Source organism: Marisediminicola antarctica, from assembly GCF_009930795.1.
GTDB lineage: Bacteria > Actinomycetota > Actinomycetes > Actinomycetales > Microbacteriaceae > Marisediminicola > Marisediminicola antarctica.
This window is the reverse complement of sequence record NZ_CP017146.1, coordinates 2,983,529-3,001,926: the sequence shown is the minus strand read 5'-3', so window position 1 is coordinate 3,001,926 and position 18,398 is coordinate 2,983,529. Positions and strand designations below refer to the sequence as shown.

The window sequence follows — 18,398 nt, the reverse complement described above, 5'->3', positions numbered from 1 at the left end:
TCAGCCGGTGCCGAGCACGATCGCGCCGTTCGGACGCCACGTGATCTCGCGGACGACCGGATTTCGATCGTCACCGCCGACCAGCTCGGTGGATGTGACGGCGAGCCCGTTCTGGGCGAAGTCGCTCACAGCGGAGCAGGTACTCGAGCTCGACAGGTCGGGGAGCACCGCGACGAGGCAGATGTCGCCGGGATGGGCGAGCACGGCGTAGAGCCCGAATGCGCCGGTTCGCACCTCGGGGGTCAGCCTGCGCACGTTGCGCAGGTCGTACGCCGTCGGCAGTTGCACCGGGTAGACGTCGTTGATCGTCTGCGCGCGGATGAAGACCTGCAGGGCGGGTGCCGAGCTGGCGTCCACCTCGCCCCAGCGGGCGAGAGGGTCGGTGATGGCCTGCTGTGCGAGCGAATCGAGTCGTCCTGAAACTTGCTCCAGCCGCGTCGCCAGGACGACGTTCACGGCCAGTAGCGCCGCCAGCCCGACGGCGAGGGCCGCGGTGAGCCGACGGCGCCATCTGGGCGGCGCGGGTGGCGTCGCGCGGGCCGGCGCCGCGAGTGGCGTCGCCGGGGCATCGGATCGCGCCTCACCGCTCCCGCCCGCGTGATGGATGCCCGCCACGTCGCCCGCGGGAAAGTCCGCGACGAACCTCGCGACGGCCGCGTCGAGGGCACGCGCTTCCTCTGCCAGGTGGGCGTCGAGCTCGCGCAAGCGGTGCTCGTCGGCCGTCAGGTTGATCTTGGTACCGGTGATCAGGTCCCGCTGCTCGAGCGTCGGCGCCATCTCGCCCTCGCGCGAGAACGCCTGCCGCTGGAGGCCGTCGCGCTCGAGCATCGGATCGGGCACGCCGCGCGGCGACGTCTCGCGCGGGTGAAGCCGCCACCAGAGCGCGTCGAGCACGTCGTGACGGCCGCCGTACACCTCCCGCAACCGGGCTAGGCGCGCCGGATCCTGCTCGACGAGAAAGAGCACGCGCAGTGCTTCGTCGCGGGGAGTGCGGTAGTAGACCGAGAACATCACAACACCGCGAACGGGCCGAACCTGAACGGGAGATCGCTCATGGCCCCATGCTAGGCATCCGGTGCCGCGGTGACTACGGGGTCGGTCGCAGGATCGACGCGGCCGCCTCAGGCGGCGGCGGCGCGCGCGCGGGCGAGTCGCCTCCGGTCGCGGATGCCCTTCACGAGCAGCCCGACGCCGGTGCCGATGGTCCATGCGTTCAGCGGGTAGACGGCGACCCGTTCGACCACGCCGATGCCGACCCCGAGGTCGTTGCCGGCCAGCAGGAGCAGGCTGGCAGCGATCCCGATCACGCCGATGGCGACGACGGCGATGCCATAGCCCCGCCACTCCCGGTCGCCGAGCACGAGAAGCCCGAGCAGCAGGATGCCGATGTTCCCCGCCCCGATCGACAGGAAGGCCGCGAACACATGGAAGCCGTTCAGCCCGGCCTCGTACAGGCCCAGGCTCTGGTGGAAGATGCCGACCAGGAAGGTTCCGACTCCCGAGAGTACGAGCAGAGTGCCGACGAGCACGCGCATCCAACGCGCGGGGAGCATCAGGCGCACAACGAGAATGCTGCCGATGGTGAAGACCGTGCCCTGAACGAGGAAGCCCGCGTTCATCAGCGGATGCAGCGGCGAGCACAGTCGCATCCCGTCGATCACAGCGCAGTCGGCGAAGCCGAGGTCGGAGATGTAGTTCGCCGCCCAGTCGTACGGCGGATCCACCCAGGCCATCGCCGTGATGAACTCGAAGGCCAGGTAGACGAATCCGAACAGGAGCACGATGCCCGCGATGCGTTGTCTGCGGGCGGGGCTCATCGTCCAAGCGTAGGGCGCAGAAACAGCCGCGGCGCCCACCCCGGTGAGGGTTGGCGCCGCGGCCGCCGCACGTGCGGGTTACGCCTGAAGCGCGACCTGAGCGTCGATGGAGATTGACACCGTGTCGCCGAGTGTAAGTCCACCGGCCTCGACGGCCGCGTTCCAGCTCACGCCGAAGTCGTGGCGGTTGATCTTGGTCGCGAACGACGCGCCGGCGACGGTCTGACCGTAGCCGTTGACGATGATTCCGCCGAACTCGCCGGAGAACGTGACGGGCTTGGTCACGCCGCGCATCGTCAGGTCGCCGTCGATGTGCAGCACATCGCCGTCTTGGCGCACCGCGTTCGAGACGAACTCGATGGTGGGGTGTTCGCCGATCGCGAAGAAGTCACCGGTACGGAGGTGATTGTCGCGGTCTTTCTGGCGCGTGTTCACCGAGGCGACGTCGATCGAGGCGGTGAGCTTGGTATCGAGCGGGTTCTCGCCGGTCTCAACCGTGACGTCGAACGTTTCGAACGATCCCTTCACTTTGGAGATCGCGAGATGGCGCACCGAGAAGGTGATCTCGGAGTGGGTAGGGTCGATCTTCCAGGTTCCGGCGACGTATCCGGGAATGGTGTCTGCGCTGAGCGTGGTCATGGTTGACGTCCTTTGGTCGAGCTGACAGGGATGAGCCGGGGCTCAGATGTATGCAAGCGCATTGATCAGCGAGTTATTCCCGATCCGGTATTTCGATCGGGAATCACCCAAGTGGTCAGGTTTCGCGGGATTTTGGCGACTGCTCGTGGGTCCGAGCCGGGTTGTATTCGGCCAGATGCCCGAGCACGGCGTCGATGCGGGACTGAGTCTCCTCCGAGAGGGTCACCCCGGCTGCCTTCGCGTTCGCGGTCACCTGCTCGGGGCGGGACGCTCCGATGATTGCCGATGCCACGTTTGAGTTGCGCAGCACCCAGGCGATGGCGAGCTGCGCCAGGTCGAGGTCGAGCTCCTTGGCTATGGGATTCAGTTCCTGCACTGACGCGAGCACCTCGGGCGTCATGAACCGCTCGATCATTTTGGCGCCGCCCTTCTCATCGGTGGCACGGCTGCCCTTCGGCAGGGCGGATCCGGGCTTGTACTTGCCGGTGAGCACGCCCTGGGCGATCGGCGACCAGACGATCTGGCTGATGCCGAGTTCGCGTGAGACCGGCTCGACCTCGGCCTCGATGACCCGCCACAGCATCGAGTACTGCGGCTGGTTCGAGATGAGCTGGATGTTCAGGTCCGTGGCGAGCGCGTGGCCGGCGCGAAGCTGGTCGGCCGTCCACTCGGATACTCCGATATAGAGCGCCTTCCCCTGGCGCACGACGTCGGCGAACGCCTGCATCGTCTCCTCGAGTGGGGTCTCGACGTCGTACCGGTGGGCCTGGTAGAGGTCGACGTAATCGGTCTTCAGACGCTGCAGCGAGCCATCGATCGACTCGAGGATGTGCTTGCGGGAGAGCCCGGAGTCGTTCGGGCCCTTTGGCCCGGTGGGCCCGAACACTTTCGTGAAGACCTCGAGTGACTCTCGGCGTTGCCCCTTGAGGGCCTTGCCGAGCACTTTCTCGGCGACCGTGTTCGCGTAGACGTCTGCGGTGTCGAAGCTCGTGATCCCCGAGTCGAGGGCCGCCCTGACGCAGCCGACCGCCGTTTCGTTCTCGACCTGCGAACCGTGCGTGAGCCAGTTGCCGTAGGTGATCGCCGAGACCTTGAGGCCGCTGTTTCCGAGGTATCTGAATTCCATGACGCCCACGTTACTGCCCCGCACTGGGCCGGTCACGTGGGCTGCGCTGGCGCACGCGACAGGGGTGCGCGACTCGGCCTTGGGCGGCCTGTGGATACACGCGAATGCAACACGTATAACGTGAAATTTTGACGCGGCGCCGCTGGGCCCCTAGCCTAATTAGGTAACGGCCACATTACGGGCAACCCGAATACCTGCTAATGAGCGTGCGACTCGTCGCGCGTCACCGCGTGAAACTTGCGCGCCGAACGTCAGGAATCTCCTCCTCGTGCCACCTCAACGAATGTCCCGCGCCCTGCAGACCCGCCACAGCGGAAGTGTCGAGGCGCCAGCATCCGCCCCTCTCTCTGCCGCCCCCGGCCAGGTCCGGACGCAGCGGGACAGGCCACACCGGTCGGCGATGGCCGTGCTTCGCGGCGGGAGCAAGGTGCTCGCGATGATCGCCGTGGTGTTCGCGTTCACGGCATCCATCGCGGCCGTCGTGCCCAATGCGCAGGCATACGAGACGACCGCGATAGGCGGCCAGGCTGAGCAAGGCGACGTTCAGGCGATGGCCCCCGTCGATGGCGAGGTACCCGGTCCCGCGGTCGCGCGCGACGGCTACACCGTCACGGCTGCCCCGCCGCCGCCACCCCCGCCGCCTCCGCCGCCCCCGCGCGTGGTCTCGACCTTTGCGTCCCCGATGAAGATGTCGCTGACGCCGTCGTCGTCATCGGCGTCCCTGCAGTGGCCGGTGCCCGCGGGAACGCCCATGAGCAGCGCCTACGGCCCGCGAAGCTGCGGCGGATGCTCGAGCTTCCACCAGGGAGTCGACCTCAATGCCGGCGCTGGCACCCCGATCTGGTCCATGGCGGCCGGGGTAGTTCTGCCGCCCCTCGGTTCGGGCTATTCGTCCTACGGGGTGCACGTGCGGATTCAGAGCGTGGTGAATGGCGAAATGGTCGAGACTCTTTACGCCCACATGCAGTCCGGCTCGGTTCAGGTCGCGACGGGGCAGACGGTCGCCCCCGGACAGGTGATCGGCGCTATGGGCTGCACCGGCTCGTGCTCCGGCACCCATCTTCATTTCGAGATCCAGCCGGGAGGCGGCGCTGCGGTCGACCCTGTGTCCTGGATGCGGGCCCGTCTCGGGTAGTCGACCCGCCGCGCTCCCAGCACTCTGCCAGCTGGGTCGGGCAGGGTCATTGTTCGATCGATCCCCGCTCACCGTCGCGCGTCCGCCCGGACTCCTCTCCGCGAGTCCCACGCCGCGCGCGTGCCAACAGTCAGCGACCCCCCACTTGCCGAAACAACGATTCATCCTGCGCGCCTCCGAGCCCGCCGAGGCGGCGACCGTAGCGAACGTCACGACCCCTCCCGCCGTCGCCCATTTCCACCGAGCGACCAGACCCGGTCTCGGCGCCGTCCACGCGAGCCAGCGCCTCCTGTCCGCGCTCGCGGGCGCCTTCGCGATCGTCATGTCGGTCGCCTTCGTCCTTCCGAGCGCAGCCGCGTTCGACGCGAGCGCCGCGAACCAGCAGTCCGGCCGCGTGCAGACGTTCTCCGTCGCCGACGCGGCAACCGCGCCGACCGCGCCGACCGCGGTAATCTCCGCAGCACCGCGGGACGCCTACGGGGTGGTGGCGCCGCCAGCCGTGCGGTGGCCCCTGCCCCCGACGACGCGCATGAGCAGCGACTTCGGCCCCCGGAGCTGCGCGGGGTGCTCGAGCGACCACCAGGGCATCGACCTCAATGCACCCTCCGGCACCCCCATCGGGGCGATGGCGGCGGGCGTCGTCGTCGAGACGAACGCGCCGGGCTACGCGTCCCTCGGCGTGCACGCGCGCATCCAGCACCTCATCGACGGCCAGATGGTCACGAGCGTCTATGCACACATGCAGACGGGGTCGATGGGCCTCCAGGTCGGCGATTACGTGACGGCCGGCCAGGTCGTCGGGCTACTCGGCTGCACGGGATCCTGCACGGGCGCGCACCTCCACTTCGAGGTGCGTCCGGACGGCGGCACTGCCGTCGATCCGGCGGCGTTCCTCGCCGCGCGTGTGGCCTGAATCGTCTGGGCGGATGCCCAGCGACCGGCGGTTAGCCTCTCATCATGAGTCGGTTCTCGGACACCTGGCGGTCGCGCCTGCTGACGACCCTGTCGGGCAATCACGAGGGTCGTCCGCACTGGGTCGGGAAGATCGAGGAGGGCGACGACGCTGGATTCTTCGGGCCGGGCTCGGCGGCATGGGCTGTGCACGGCGGCATGGCGACCATGGTTGCCGGAATCCGCGCTCTGCTGATGCAGACCCTTCATCCCGGGGCAATGGCGGGGGTACACGACTGGTCCCGCTACCGCGAGGACCCGCTCGGGCGCCTCTCCGGCACGATCCAGTGGCTCGTCACCGTCACCTTCGCCGACACCACGCTCGCCGAGGCCGAGTCGTCCCGGGTCGGCCGATTCCACGACAGGGTCACCGGCACCTACCTCGACGCGAACGGCGAGGAGCGTCCGTATGCTGCGGGGGACCCCGAGCTGCTCTCCTGGGTGCATGTGGTGTTCACCGACGCGTTCCTCAGCTGCCACAAGATTTGGGACGGCGAGATCCCGGGCGGCCCCGACGGCTACGTGCGCGAGTGGGCGAAGGCCGGTGAACTCGTCGGCGTGGCGAACCCGCCACGGTCAGAGGCGGAGCTTCGCGGGCAGTTCGACGCATTCCGCGACGCCGGCGTCTACAAGAACGACGAGCGCGTAGCCGAGGCCGTGCGATTCATCCGCAATCCGCCGCTGCGCCGCTCGATGATGCCGGCCTACCGCATCATGTTCGCCGGCGCCGTCGCGTCGATCCCGCCGGACTACCGGGCGATGCTCGGGCTCAAGCGGTCGCGGCTCCCGGTCATCTGGGGCACCCGCGTCGTGCTCGGTGGTGTGCGCCTGCTGCTCGGCAAGTCGTCGACCTCTGAGGATGCCGCGCTCGTCCGCATCGCGCGCCTCGACGCCCAGCATCCGCGCCGCGACCATGAAGTGGGCGGCTCGGCTTAGGCTCGACACCGGGAGAGTGCGATGAGCAGGCAGGACGGCAGCGACCGACAAGTCAGCGCGGAGAGCGTCGACAGCTCGACCGCGACGATTCTGCATGTCGACCTCGACGCCTTCTTCGCCTCGGTTGAGCTGCTCGACCGCCCCGACCTCGTGGACAAGCCCGTCGTCGTGTCCGGGAGCTCGTCGCGGTCGGTGGTGACCGCCGCGAATTATCCGGCACGCAAGTTCGGGGTTCGCTCGGCGATCCCGCTATCGCAGGCGCTGCGGCTGTGCCCGCACGCGATCGTGCTCGAACCGCATCGGGAAAAATACGCCGCCTACTCCAACCAGGTCATGGCGATCTTCGACGACATGACCCCGATCGTCGAGCGCCTCGGCATCGATGAGGCCTTCCTCGACGTCGCGGGCGCGCGCGGGCTGCTCGGCAGCCCTGCCGAGATCGGTCGGCTCATCCGCCGGCGCGTGCAGGAGGAGACCCGGCTCACCTGCTCGGTCGGTGCCGCGTCGACCAAGTTCATCGCCAAGCTCGCCTCCGGTCGGGCGAAGCCGGACGGGCTCCTCGTCGTTCCGGCCGAGGAGACGCTGCAGTTTCTGCATCCGCTACCCGTCGGAGCCCTCTGGGGCGTGGGCCAGACCACCGAAGAGACGCTGATCAAGCGCGGCCTGCGCACAATCGGCGATATCGCCGCCACCCCACTCGCGAACCTGCAGCGGGCGGTCGGCGACGCGGCGGGCCACAAGCTGCACGACCTGGCCAACGGCATCGACCCCAGACGCGTCACCCCCGATGTCGCCGAGAAGAGCATCGGGCACGAGGTGACCTTCGAGGTGGATATGAGCGACGCCGAGCTGCTGCGGCGGGAGCTGCTGCGCCAGGCGGATGCCGTGGCCGTGCGCCTGCGCCGCGGCGGCTGGGTCGCGCGCACGGTGGTGTTGAAGCTGCGGTACTCCGACTTCACGACCATCACCCGGTCGCGCACGATCGCCGAACCCACGGACCTCGGCCGGCGCATCTACGAGGAGGTGCGCGGGATCTACGATGCCGTCGGGGCGCACGGCACGGTGCGGCTCATCGGGGTGCGCGTCGAGCAACTCACCCCGGCCGGCGGCCAGGCGGCGTCGCTCTGGGACGAGGACGAGACTTGGCGTGACACCGAGCGGGCCGTGGACGGGGTCGCCGAGAGGTTTGGCCGCGGATCGCTCCTGCCCGCGTCGCTGCTCGGACCGGCCACCCACCTGCTGGGGCGCGGCAAGCTCGGCGACGCACGACAGCGCCGCCGTAGCGACGACTGACTGCCCGTGTCGCCGCTGCTCGGCCTGCGCGTGACCTCGTTCGTCGTCGAGTACGGAGTTGTGGTCGCTCGCTGCAGTGGGGGAGCAGCCACTACTGCGTACTCGGCGTGATTGTGAGTGGCTGCCGGCGCGTGGAGCGGTTGCGCTGGGCCCGTCGGCGCGGCGTCTCGCCGGGTGGCAGTGCGCGGTGCGGTGCGGTGCGGTGTGCGGTGCGGTGCGGTGTGCGGTGCGGTGCGGTGCGGTGCGGTGCGGTGCGGTGCGGTGCGGTGCGGTGCGGTGCGGTGCGGTGCGGTGTGCGGTGTGCGGTGCGGTGTGCGGGGTGCCGGTGGCGGGGTGGGATGACGGCGTGACCTCGTTCGTCGTCGAGTACGGAGTTGTGGTCGCTCGCGGCAGTGGGGGAGCAGCCACTACTGCGTACTCGGCGTGATCGTGAGTGTGCGGGGTGCGACCAGTGAGACTGGATGACCCTGGCTCATGGCTTCAGCGGGCGAGGATCACCGCACTGTGCCCGGGGAGCCAGATCCCGGTCGGGGTCAGCGCCGTCGCGGCATCCGTCGCGAGCAGCACGCGGCCCGAGAGGGGCAGCTCCTGCTCTGTTGCGGCGAAGTTGACCACGATGCTCGCCGTGCCTCGGTGCAGCACGAACCAGCGTGCGTCCTCGTCGAAGTCCACATCGATCGCCGTGAAACGAGGGTCGGTGAACTCCGGATGCTCAGCGCGAAGCCGCGCGAGCGCCCGGTACACGGCCAGCAGCCGCGCATGGTCGCCCGATTGCAGCTCGGACCAGTCGAGCTTCGAGTCGGTGAACGTCGAGGACGCCTGCGGGTCGGGAACGACGGCTGGGTCCCAGCCCATCTTCTCGAACTCGCGGATGCGGCCCTCGGCCGTCGCGGTGCCGAGCTCGGGCTCCGGATGCGACGTGAAGAACTGCCACGGAGTTGACGCGCCCCACTCCTCGCCCATGAACAGCATCGGCGTGGACGGGCCAGCGAGCGTGAGCACGGCGGCGATCGCGAGCTGGCCGTAGTCGAGCGTCGCGCTCAACCGGTCGCCGATCGCACGGTTTCCGATCTGGTCGTGGTTCTGGTTCGCGACCACGAGACGCCACGTCGGCATGTTCTCGGTGTCGACCGGGCTGCCGTGGTTCCGCTCGCGGAACGACGAGAAGGTGCCGTCGTGGTAGAAACCCTTCGTCAGTACCTTGGCGAGCGACTCGAGCTTGGCGAAGTCGGCGTAGTAGCCGGTGACCTCGCCGGTGAGGGAGACATGCACGGCATGGTGGAAGTCGTCGCTCCACTGCGCGGCCAGACCGTAGCCGCCCGCCTCCCGGGGTGTGATGAGCTTCGGGTCGTTGAGGTCGGACTCGGCGATGAGGCTTAGCGGGCGGCCGAGGAACGCCGAGAGCGCATCCGTCTCCTCCGCCATCTCCTGCAGCAGGTGCTTCGGCGAGCTGTCGACGAGCGCGTGCACCGCATCGAGCCGCAGGCCATCGACGTGATAGTCGCGCATCCACATCATCGCGTTGTCGAGAATGTAGCGGCGCACCTCGGGGGAGTCGAGGTTGACCGACGATCCCCAGGTGTTCGCGCTCTCCTCGTGCAGGTACGGGCCGAAGCGGGGCAGGTAGTTGCCGCTCGGGCCGAGGTGGTTGTGCACGACGTCCTGGATGACGGCGAGTCCGCGCAAGTGGCACGCGTCGACGAACCGCTGGTAGGCCGCTGGTCCGCCGTAGGTCTCGGAGACCGTGAACCAGGCGACGCCGTCGTAGCCCCAGTTGTGCGTGCCGTTGAAGCCGTTGACGGGCAGGAGCTCGACGAAGTCGACGCCGATCGAGACGAGGTGGTCGAGCCGGTCGATTGCAGAGTCGAGGGTGCCCTCGGGGGTGAACGTGCCGAGGTGCAGCTCATAGATCATGCCGCCGGCGAGCTGGCGGCCGGTCCAGGAGCCGTCGGTCCAGGCGAAGCTCGCGGGGTCGAAGTCGCGCGAGAGTGCGTGCACTCCGTCCGGCTGACGGCGGGAGCGCGGATCGGGCAGCGGGGTCGCGTCGTCGTCGAGCAGGAACCCGTAGGCGGATGCCGGGGCGGGCGCGTCCACCCTCCACCAGCCGTTCTCGCCCGCGTTCATCGGATGCGTCTGGCCGTCGGCCAGCAGTGTGACGGCGCCAGCGTTGGGCGCCCAAATCTCGCGGATCATCGCGCGGCTCCGTCCGGGAGGAGGTCAGTGGGCACGAGGAGCGCCACCGGGTAGCGGTCGAGCAGGTCGGAGAGCGCGATCGTGCCGCCGTCGAAGACCCGTCCGCTGATGACGTCGACTACGGGGCGTCCGGCGAGGATGACCGTGGTGTCGCCCCAGCCGCCAGCGCGGTCGAGTCCGACCGGGAGCCGAGTGGCGACGGTCACGACATCGCCGCGATCGAAGACGATGGCGTGCTTCGCGGCGGTCCCGTGCGCCTCGAGAGGGGCATACCGGCTGAAGAGCTCCTGATGATCGCGGCGCAGGCGCAGGGCGCGCGCGACCACGAGCAGTTTCGCGGCACCCGTCTCATCGATCTCGGGCAGTACCCCGCCGTCGATCGCGACGAGGTACAGCTGCCGCAGGTCGAAGTCGACGGCGCGGCGATTGTCGGGGTCGACGAGGGAGGTCTCCCACAGCTCACTGCCCTGGTAGACGTCCGGCACACCGGGAGCCGTGAGCTGGATCAACTTCGCCGAGAGGGAGTTGCTCCAGCCGGCGGCGGTGATCTGGGCGAGGAACCCCTCGATGAGCTCGGTCACGCGGGGGTTGTCGAACGCGCTGTCGATGAGCGCATGCATCCGCTGTTCGAAGTCCTCCGACGGGGCCGTCCAGGTGGTGGAGTCCCCGGCTTCGCGGGCCGCCTTCTCCGCGTACGCGTGCAGTCGTTCGCGCGATGCCGGCCAGGCGCCGACGATGGCCTCCCAGAGCAGCACCTCGAGTGGTCCGTCGCCGAGTGGCACCTGCTCGCGAAGCTGCCCGAGGGTGGCCTCCCACTCGTCGGGCATCTCGGCGAGCACGTTGATGCGCGCCCGCACGTCCTCGCCACGCTTGGTGTCGTGCGTGGACAGGGTCGTGAGAGACGCGGGGAAGCTGGCCTGGCGCATCTGCTGGCGGTGGTGGAACTCGGCCACATCGATCGAGAACTCGGCTGGGTCAGCCCCGACCTCGGTGAGCGAGCCCAGGCGGGTGTACCGGTAGAACGCGGTGTCCTCGACACCCTTCGCCATCACCATGCCCGAGGTCTGCTGGAACCGGATCGCGGCCGGATGCTCGGCATCCGACAAGACGACGAGCAGGGAGTCGATCTCCTCCGCCAGCTCAGGCCGGTGCCTCTTCGCCAGGTCGGATGCCTCGTGGAGGTGCTCGAGCCCGAGCGGGAGGTAGGAGCGATAGACGGGGAAGCAGGCGAGCAGCTCCGCGAGTGCGTCAGCGGTGCGAGAGATCTCAGAGCCCTCCGCGGCCGTGACCTCGTCAACCGCGCGGCCGAGGTCGCGTTCGATCCGCAGCACCTCGGAGCACAGGATGCCGTCGGCGATGCCGCGCTTGGTGCCGTGGATGAGATCGGTCCAGGAGACGACCTCGGACTGGTCGCGCAGCTTCGAGTCGAGAGCGTCGAGCGCGGCCCGGCCGTCGGGGTCGACCATCACCCGGTCGATGTCGGCGAGGGCGTCGTAGCCGGTCGTGCCGGCGGTGGCCCACGACGACGGCAGCCGTTCCTCGCCCTCGAGGATCTTCTCCACGAGCACGTAGGTGCCGCCGGTGGCGGTGGCGAGGTCGTCGAGGTAGCCGGCCGGGTCGGCGAGCCCGTCGGGGTGGTCGACGCGGAGTCCGTCGGCGAGGCCCTCGCTAATCCACCGGACGATCTCCACGTGCGACTCGTCGAAGACCCAGGGGGTCTCCACCCGGATGCCGGCGAGTGTGTTCACGGCGAAGAAGCGGCGGTAGTTGAGCTCGGCGTCGGCCCGCCGCCAGTTCATGAGCTCGTAGTTTTGGCGCGCGTGCACCTCGACCGGTGTCGCGCCGTCGTCGGCCGTGCCGGGTGCAATGGGAAACCGGTTGTCGTAGTAACGCAGCTCGCCCTTCGTGATCGTGAGCTTGTCCAGTTCCCCCTGCTCGCCCGTGTCGTCGGAGGCGTCGCCGAGCACCGGCAGGCGCAGTTTTCCGCCGCCGAATTCCCAGTCCACGTCGAACGCCTCCGCGAAGCGTGAGGCCTGTCCGTGGGTGAGCAGGTCCCACCACCAGACGCTCTGAGCCGGTGTCTGAACGCCGACGTGGTTCGGCACGATGTCGATGAGGATGCCGAGGCCGAGCGCGCGCGCGGCGGCCGACGCGGCATCCAGCCCCGCCGCTCCTCCGCGCGCGGGATCGATGAGCGAGTGGTCGGTCACGTCATAGCCGTGGTCGGAACCATCCTCCGCCTTCAGCAGCGGAGAGAAGTACAGCCAGTCGGCGCCGAGATCGTGCACGTAGCGCGCGATTCCCGCGGCCTTGTGCAGGTCGAACGACTCCCGGATCTGCAGCCGGTAGGTCGAGATCGGGAGGCGCATCAGGTGACCTTCGGGAGGGTGATAGCTTCGGTCTGCATTTGGTAGAGCAGGGACGCGGCGACGGAGTGGTCGGGCTCGGCCTCCGCTGTGGTGAATGCGCGCAGGACCACGAGGGCCTTTGCGGCGACCGGGATGACCTGGCCGGCCTTGATCGGCTCTCCATCCGCGAACGAACCGGCGGTGTCGACGACCGTCTCCCATTCGGCCGAGTACTCGTCGGCCGGGAGAGTGAACTCGACGACGTCATCGTGGGCGTTGAAGTACAACACGAAGTTGCGGTCGTGGATGAATTCACCGCGCGCATCGCGGCCGCGGATGCCGTTGCCGTTGAGGAACACGCCGATGGCACGCCCGAATCCGGCATCCCAGTCCTCGGGGTTCATCGCGGTGCCGTCGGGGGTCAACCAAACGATGTCGGGCAGCGGCTCGCCCTCGCCGCGTCGCACGGGGCGCCCGTCAAAGAAACGCGCGCGGCGGAAGGTCGGATGCTCCTTGCGGAGCCGCGTGATCGACGAGACGAACTCGACGAGCGGGGTGTCCGCGCGGTCCCAGTGCACCCAGGCGATCTCGGAGTCCTGCGCGTAGGTGTTGTTGTTGCCCTGCTGGGTGCGGCCGAGTTCGTCGCCGTGCAGCACCATCGGCACACCCTGCGACAGCAGGAGGGTGGCGAGGAAGTTGCGCTGCTGGCGGGCGCGCAGGGTCAGCACCTTCTCATCGTCGGTCCGACCCTCGGCGCCCGAGTTCCAGGAGCGGTTGTGCGATTCGCCGTCGTTGTTGCCCTCGCCATTGGCTTCGTTGTGCTTCTCGTTGTAGGAGACGAGGTCGGCGATGGTGAAGCCGTCGTGGGCGGTGACGAAGTTGATCGACGCGACCGGGCGTCGGCCGTCCTGCTCGTAGAGGTCGGCCGAGCCGGTGAAGCGCGACGCGAACTCGCCCAGCGTCGAGGGCTCGCCGCGCCAGAAGTCGCGCACGGTGTCGCGGTACTTGCCGTTCCACTCGGTCCACTGGGGCGGGAAGTTGCCCACCTGGTAGCCGCCGGGCCCGACATCCCATGGCTCGGCGATGAGCTTCACCTGGGAGACGATCGGATCCTGCTGCACGAGCTCGAAAAAGGTCGACAGCTTGTCGACGTCGTAGAACTCGCGGGCGAGCGCGGAGGCGAGGTCGAAGCGGAAGCCGTCGACGTGCATCTCGGTGACCCAGTAGCGCAGGCTGTCCATGATGAGCTGCAGCGAGTGCGGGTGGCGCACGTTGAGCGAGTTGCCCGTGCCCGTGTAGTCCATGTAGTGCTGCTTGTCATCTTCCATGAGGCGGTAGTACGCCTCGTTGTCGATGCCCTTGAAACTCAGCGTCGGTCCGAGGTGGTTTCCCTCGGCCGTGTGGTTGTACACCACATCGAGGATGACCTCGATGCCGGCGTCGTGGAACGCGCGCACCATTCCCTTGAACTCCTGCACCTGCTGGCCGAGCTGGCCCGCCGCGGAGTAGCTGTTGTGCGGCGCAAAGAAGCCGATCGTGTTGTAGCCCCAGTAGTTGCGCAGGCCCTTCTCGAGCAGGGTGTTGTCCTGCACGAACTGGTGGACCGGCATGAGTTCGATCGCGGTGGCACCGATGTGCTGGAGGTGCTCGATCACGGAAGGATGCGCGAGGCCGGCATAGGTTCCGCGCTGCTCCTCCGGCACATCGGGGTGCAGCTGGGTCATTCCCTTGACGTGCGCCTCGTAGATGACCGTCTCGGCGTAGGGGATGCGAGGTGGTCGGTCACCAGCCCAGTCGAAGAACGGATTCATGACCACGCCGAGCATCATGTGCGGTGCGGAGTCGTCGTTGTTGACCGAGGTGGGGTCGCCGAAGTTGTAGGAGAAAAGAGACGGATCCCAGTCGAAATCCCCGGCGGTCGCCGTGGCGTAGGGGTCGAGCAGCAGCTTGTTCGCGTTGGTGCGCTGGCCGTTCTCTGGGTCGTACGCGCCGTGCATGCGGTAGCCATAGCGCTGGCCCGGCTGCACCTGGGGCAGGTAGCAGTGCCACACGTAGGCGTCGACCTCGTGGACTTGAATTTTTGTTTCGGTGCCGTCCTCGTCAAATAGACAGAGTTCAACCTTTTCGGCGGCCTCGCTGAAGATGGCGAAATTGGTGCCACTTCCATCGAACGTTGCGCCGAGCGGGTAAGCCGATCCGGGCCAAGTTTCCAATGCAGCTCCTAGTCAGAATGGAAGTCAACCGTATCCCGAAACGCCCGACCGGATGCTGCGTGGCTGATCAGAGCAGTCCACAGCACGGTAATCTGAGCGGATGCTTGTTCTCGCGCCCATCACTCGCGACAACCTCCCCGACGCCCTCGGTGTGCGTCTCACCCCCGCCGAATCGCACCGCGTGGCCCCGGCCGCGCTGATGCTCGCGAAGTGCCACGACCGGCCCGGAGCCCAGGTCTGGCACCCGTTCCTGGTTGCCGAGCGCGGTGAGCCGGTCGGGATCGTCGCCGTGAGCATCGACCGAGACGACCGGCTCGGTGGCGCGCAGTCGGCGTGGGTGCACAACCTACTGATCCAGGCGGAGGCACAGGGCCGAGGGCTCGGTCGAGCAGCGGTCGCCGCGATTCTCGACTGGCTCTCGTCGGAGCATCCGAGCGTTCGCCGGGTCGGGCTCAACGTTCGAGCGGGAAACGATGCCGCGTTCGCCCTGTACAGCTCGTTCGGCTTCGGCGATGTCGGGCGCACCCGCGACGGCCGCACGATAATGCTCCTCGAGGTGTAACCACCCGCGGACCGGCGTATAGTCGACTCGAACACGGGAGTCCGGTGAGCCGGGCTGAGAGGAAGCTTCTCCAAGCTTCGACCGTCGAACCTGATCTGGATCATGCCAGCGCAGGGAGGCAGATTCTCTCCGGGTCGAGGCAACCGTCTCGATCCGCACCCGTGCCCACTTCATTTCACTGAAAGGGCACGATAGTGCAGAACACACTCATCACCACCAAGGCTTCGTTCCAGCGCATCAACTACCGCTGGAGAGTTGTCGATATCGTCGTCGCGAGCGTGCTCGGGGTCGCCGCCGCGCTGATCTTCTTCGGCTGGAACCAGCTGTACGCCCCGGTTACCGCCCCCTTCGAAGCCCTGCTTCCCGGGTCGCAAGCGCTGTTCTACGGGGTGTGGCTGTTTGCGGGCGTGCTCGGAGGGCTCGTCATCCGCAAGCCGGGAGCGGCGCTCTACACCGAGGTCGTCGCCGCCACGGTGTCGGCACTGCTCGGGGCCAAGTGGGGCGGGTTCCTGACGATTGAGGCCGGCCTTGTGCAGGGGCTCGGCGCAGAGCTCGTGTTTCTGATATTCCTCTACTCCAGCTGGAAGCTCGGCGTCGCGATCCTCGCGGGTGCCGGTGCTGGACTCGCCATGGCCATCAACGACCTCGTGCTCTGGTACCCGGGAGCCGACACCGCATTCCAGGCGATCTACACCGTCTCCGCGATCATCTCCGGTGCCGTGATCGCGGGCCTCGGCTCCTGGCTGATCGTGCGCGCCCTCGCGAAGACGGGTGTGCTCAGCCGGTTTGCGTCGGGCCGGGTCCAGACCGCGCGCGCCTGAGAACGCGCATGACCGCCTCGCCGCTCACGCCCCCGGAGGGCACCGCCGCGCCGACCGCCGCGACGGCTGCCGCGCCGACCGCCGCGCCGGCATCCGGGCGCGCGCGCGGTGGCGCCTCTGTCGGGGCGGCGGGCGGCGCAGCGGGCGGCGCGTCCATCGAGACGACCGGCTGGGGCTGGCGGCACGCCACCCGCTCGGCGTGGGCGCTGCGCGGGCTCGACCTGCGCATCGAGCCCGGCGAGCGCGTGCTGCTACTCGGCGCATCCGGCGCGGGCAAGTCCACCCTGATGCACGCCCTCGCGGGTGTGCTCGGCGGCCCGGACGAGGGCGACAGCGAGGGACGGCTGCTCATCGACGGGGCGGAGCCGGAGAGCGCTCGCGGCCGGGCCGGACTGGTGCTGCAGGATCCGGATTCGCAGGTGGTTCTCGCCCGTGTCGGCGACGACGTGGCGTTCGGATGCGAGAACCTCGGCCTGCCGCGGGACGAGATCTGGCGCCGCGTGGCCGACGCGCTGGATGCCGTAGGCCTGGACCTTCCCCTCCGGCATCCGACAAGCGAGCTGTCCGGCGGTCAGAAGCAGCGCCTTGCGCTCGCCGGGGTTCTCGCCATGCGCCCCGGGCTCCTGCTGCTCGACGAGCCGACCGCGAACCTCGACCCTGAGGGGGTGATCGAGGTGAGGGACGCCGTCGCGCGGGTGCTCGCCGGGTCGGATGCCACCCTCATTGTGATCGAGCACCGCGTTGAGGTGTGGTGGAAGCTTGTCGACCGCGTGATCGTGCTCTCGCCCGGCGGCGGAGTTCTCGCCGACGGCCGTCCCGACGAGGTGCTGGCGCGCGAGGGCGCCGCGCTGGCCGCATCCGGCGTCTGGGTGCCCGGGCACGCGCCGGAGCCGCCGGCCCGCACAGGGGTGAGGGGACGCGAGCTCGTGCGAACCGAGGGCCTCGCCGTCGGGCGCCGACCGGGCGTCGTGCTCCGCTCGGGCATCGACCTGCGGATCGACGCGGGACGCTGCCTCGCAATCACCGGCCCAAACGGCACAGGCAAGTCGACGACGGGGCTCACCCTCGCCGGGCTGATCCGGCCCGCCGCCGGCACCGTGGATGCGGGCGGCATCGCCGACGGACTCGGTTCGGCTCCCCTCTCGTGGAAGTCGCGCGAGCTCGTCACCCGGATCGGAACGGTGTTCCAGGACCCGGAGCATCAATTCGTCGCCGGCACCGTGCGCGATGAACTCGCCGTCGGTGCCCGCGCGATCGGGCTGGATGCCGCGCAGACGGCGCGTCGCATCGACCCGCTACTCGAGCGGCTGCGGCTCGGCAGCCTCGCAAACGCAAACCCCTTCACCCTCTCCGGCGGCGAGAAGCGTCGACTGTCGGTCGCCACGGTGCTCGTCACGCGGCCCCGGCTGCTCGTGCTCGACGAGCCGACCTTCGGCCAGGATGCCCGCACCTGGCGCGAACTCGTCGCCTTTCTTGCCGAGCTGCTCGACGCGGGCAGCGGGGTCGTCGCCGTGACCCATGACACGAGGCTCGTCGACGCGCTCGCCGACGACGAGTTACGGCTGGAGGCGCGATCGTGAGCGTGCTCACCCCCCAGGCGGGCACCCAGGCCATCTATCGGGTGAACCCGGTCGCCAAGCTCGGGGCCACCGCGATCATCAGCATCGCGCTCGTGCTGAGCATCGACTGGGTGTCGGCCGCCGTCGCCCTCGCGTTCGAGAGCGTGCTGTTCCTCTTCGCCGGGCTCTCGCTGCGCCGCTTCGCCCTGCGCACCCTCCCCGTGACGATCGCCGCGTTCTTCAGCGCCGTCACGATCCTGCTCTACGGCCAGCCCTCTGGGCAGAGCTACCTGCAGTTCCTCCTCATCAACGTGAGCGACGGCTCGATCGAGCTCGCGATCGCCACTCTCCTGCGCGTGCTCGCGATCGGGCTGCCCGCGGTCGTGCTGTTCGTCACGGTCGATCCCACCGACCTCGCCGACGGCCTCGCCCAGGTGCTCCACCTGCCCTCCCGGTTCGTGATCGGCGCCCTCGGTGGGCTGCGCCTCGTGGGCCTGTTCATTGACGATTGGAAGTCGCTGGAGCTGGCCCGCCGGGCTCGGGGCATCGCCGACCGGGGCCGGCTGCGCCGCTTCGCGGGACAGGCGTTCGCGTTGCTCGTGCTCTCGATCCGCCGCGGCTCCAAACTTGCGACGGCAATGGAGGCGCGCGGCTTCGGCGCCTCCAACCGGCGGAGCTGGGCCCGCGAGTCGCGGTTTGGCGCCGCCGAGGTCGCGCTGCTCGTCATCGGCGTTGTCGTCGCCGCGGTGTCCGTCACGGTGTCGGTCGCGACCGGAAACTGGAATTTCATTGTCGGCGGGTGAGC

Annotated in this window: 15 protein-coding genes and 1 riboswitch; of the genes, 8 read left to right on the top strand and 7 right to left on the bottom strand. The window is 68.7% G+C overall.

Features of this window, described 5'->3' with window-relative positions; translation table 11 throughout:
- The 4 genes from BHD05_RS14010 to BHD05_RS13995 all read right to left on the bottom strand — a co-directional run bounded on the left by BHD05_RS14010 (nucleotide 1) and on the right by BHD05_RS13995 (nucleotide 3,582).
- A complete protein-coding gene (locus tag BHD05_RS14010; RefSeq protein ID WP_161886974.1) occupies nucleotides 1-1,011 on the bottom strand; it encodes a hypothetical protein in 1,011 nt (336 codons plus the stop codon).
- A 110-nt stretch (nucleotides 1,012-1,121) separates the two neighbouring features.
- Nucleotides 1,122-1,817 carry a DUF998 domain-containing protein gene (locus tag BHD05_RS14005; protein WP_161886973.1) on the bottom strand — a complete coding sequence of 232 codons (696 nt, stop codon included), beginning with the start codon at nucleotides 1,815-1,817 and terminating at the stop codon, nucleotides 1,122-1,124.
- Nucleotides 1,818-1,895: 78 nt separating this feature from the next.
- Nucleotides 1,896-2,456, bottom strand: coding sequence for a YceI family protein (locus tag BHD05_RS14000; protein ID WP_161886972.1), 561 nt, complete (start codon nucleotides 2,454-2,456; stop codon nucleotides 1,896-1,898).
- A gap of 115 nt (nucleotides 2,457-2,571) precedes the next feature.
- Nucleotides 2,572-3,582 (bottom strand): aldo/keto reductase family protein, encoded by a 1,011-nt coding sequence (locus BHD05_RS13995; protein WP_161886971.1) that lies wholly within the window; start codon nucleotides 3,580-3,582, stop codon nucleotides 2,572-2,574.
- 283 nt (nucleotides 3,583-3,865) lie between these two features.
- On the opposite strand from BHD05_RS13995, the gene BHD05_RS13990 reads away from it, so the two are divergent.
- The 4 genes from BHD05_RS13990 (at nucleotide 3,866) to dinB (ending at nucleotide 7,897) form a co-directional block, all read left to right on the top strand.
- Entirely contained in the window at nucleotides 3,866-4,717 is an 852-nt protein-coding gene (locus BHD05_RS13990) for a M23 family metallopeptidase (RefSeq protein ID WP_161886970.1), read from the top strand.
- Nucleotides 4,718-4,862: 145 nt separating this feature from the next.
- Complete coding sequence (locus tag BHD05_RS13985) at nucleotides 4,863-5,630, top strand: M23 family metallopeptidase (RefSeq protein ID WP_161886969.1); 768 nt, start codon at nucleotides 4,863-4,865, stop codon at nucleotides 5,628-5,630.
- A 44-nt stretch (nucleotides 5,631-5,674) separates the two neighbouring features.
- Entirely contained in the window at nucleotides 5,675-6,604 is a 930-nt protein-coding gene (locus tag BHD05_RS13980; protein WP_161886968.1) for an oxygenase MpaB family protein, read from the top strand.
- Between the two features lie 21 nt (nucleotides 6,605-6,625).
- The gene (gene dinB, locus BHD05_RS13975; protein WP_161886967.1) at nucleotides 6,626-7,897 is read left to right on the top strand and encodes a DNA polymerase IV; all 1,272 of its coding nucleotides are present in this window, start codon (nucleotides 6,626-6,628) and stop codon (nucleotides 7,895-7,897) included.
- A 480-nt stretch (nucleotides 7,898-8,377) separates the two neighbouring features.
- Here dinB and treZ read toward each other — a convergent pair whose 3' ends face one another.
- Genes treZ through glgX form a run of 3 tightly spaced genes read right to left on the bottom strand, consistent with a single transcriptional unit; the run spans nucleotide 8,378 to nucleotide 14,651 of the window.
- Nucleotides 8,378-10,090: a malto-oligosyltrehalose trehalohydrolase gene (gene treZ, locus BHD05_RS13970; protein ID WP_161886966.1), complete on the bottom strand. Its 1,713-nt coding sequence runs from the start codon at nucleotides 10,088-10,090 to the stop codon at nucleotides 8,378-8,380.
- Nucleotides 10,087-12,459 (bottom strand): malto-oligosyltrehalose synthase, encoded by a 2,373-nt coding sequence (treY, locus tag BHD05_RS13965; protein WP_161886965.1) that lies wholly within the window; start codon nucleotides 12,457-12,459, stop codon nucleotides 10,087-10,089. Before treY ends, treZ begins: the two co-directional genes overlap by 4 nt.
- Nucleotides 12,459-14,651: a glycogen debranching protein GlgX gene (gene glgX / locus BHD05_RS13960; protein ID WP_161886964.1), complete on the bottom strand. Its 2,193-nt coding sequence runs from the start codon at nucleotides 14,649-14,651 to the stop codon at nucleotides 12,459-12,461. Before glgX ends, treY begins: the two co-directional genes overlap by 1 nt.
- 100 nt (nucleotides 14,652-14,751) lie before the next feature.
- On the opposite strand from glgX, the gene BHD05_RS13955 reads away from it, so the two are divergent.
- The 4 genes from BHD05_RS13955 to BHD05_RS13940 all read left to right on the top strand — a co-directional run bounded on the left by BHD05_RS13955 (nucleotide 14,752) and on the right by BHD05_RS13940 (nucleotide 18,396).
- Nucleotides 14,752-15,213, top strand: a complete 462-nt coding sequence (locus BHD05_RS13955; protein WP_161886963.1) for a GNAT family N-acetyltransferase — start codon at nucleotides 14,752-14,754, stop codon at nucleotides 15,211-15,213.
- A gap of 23 nt (nucleotides 15,214-15,236) precedes the next feature.
- A riboswitch (TPP riboswitch) is annotated at nucleotides 15,237-15,347 on the top strand.
- 60 nt (nucleotides 15,348-15,407) lie between these two features.
- Nucleotides 15,408-16,034 (top strand): ECF transporter S component, encoded by a 627-nt coding sequence (locus tag BHD05_RS13950; protein WP_202614229.1) that lies wholly within the window; start codon nucleotides 15,408-15,410, stop codon nucleotides 16,032-16,034.
- 8 nt (nucleotides 16,035-16,042) lie between these two features.
- Nucleotides 16,043-17,614, top strand: coding sequence for an ABC transporter ATP-binding protein (locus BHD05_RS13945; RefSeq protein WP_161886962.1), 1,572 nt, complete (start codon nucleotides 16,043-16,045; stop codon nucleotides 17,612-17,614).
- Nucleotides 17,611-18,396, top strand: a complete 786-nt coding sequence (locus BHD05_RS13940) for an energy-coupling factor transporter transmembrane component T family protein (RefSeq protein ID WP_202614228.1) — start codon at nucleotides 17,611-17,613, stop codon at nucleotides 18,394-18,396. The genes BHD05_RS13945 and BHD05_RS13940 overlap by 4 nt, the downstream gene beginning before the upstream one ends.
- Nucleotides 18,397-18,398: the final 2 nt, after the last annotated feature.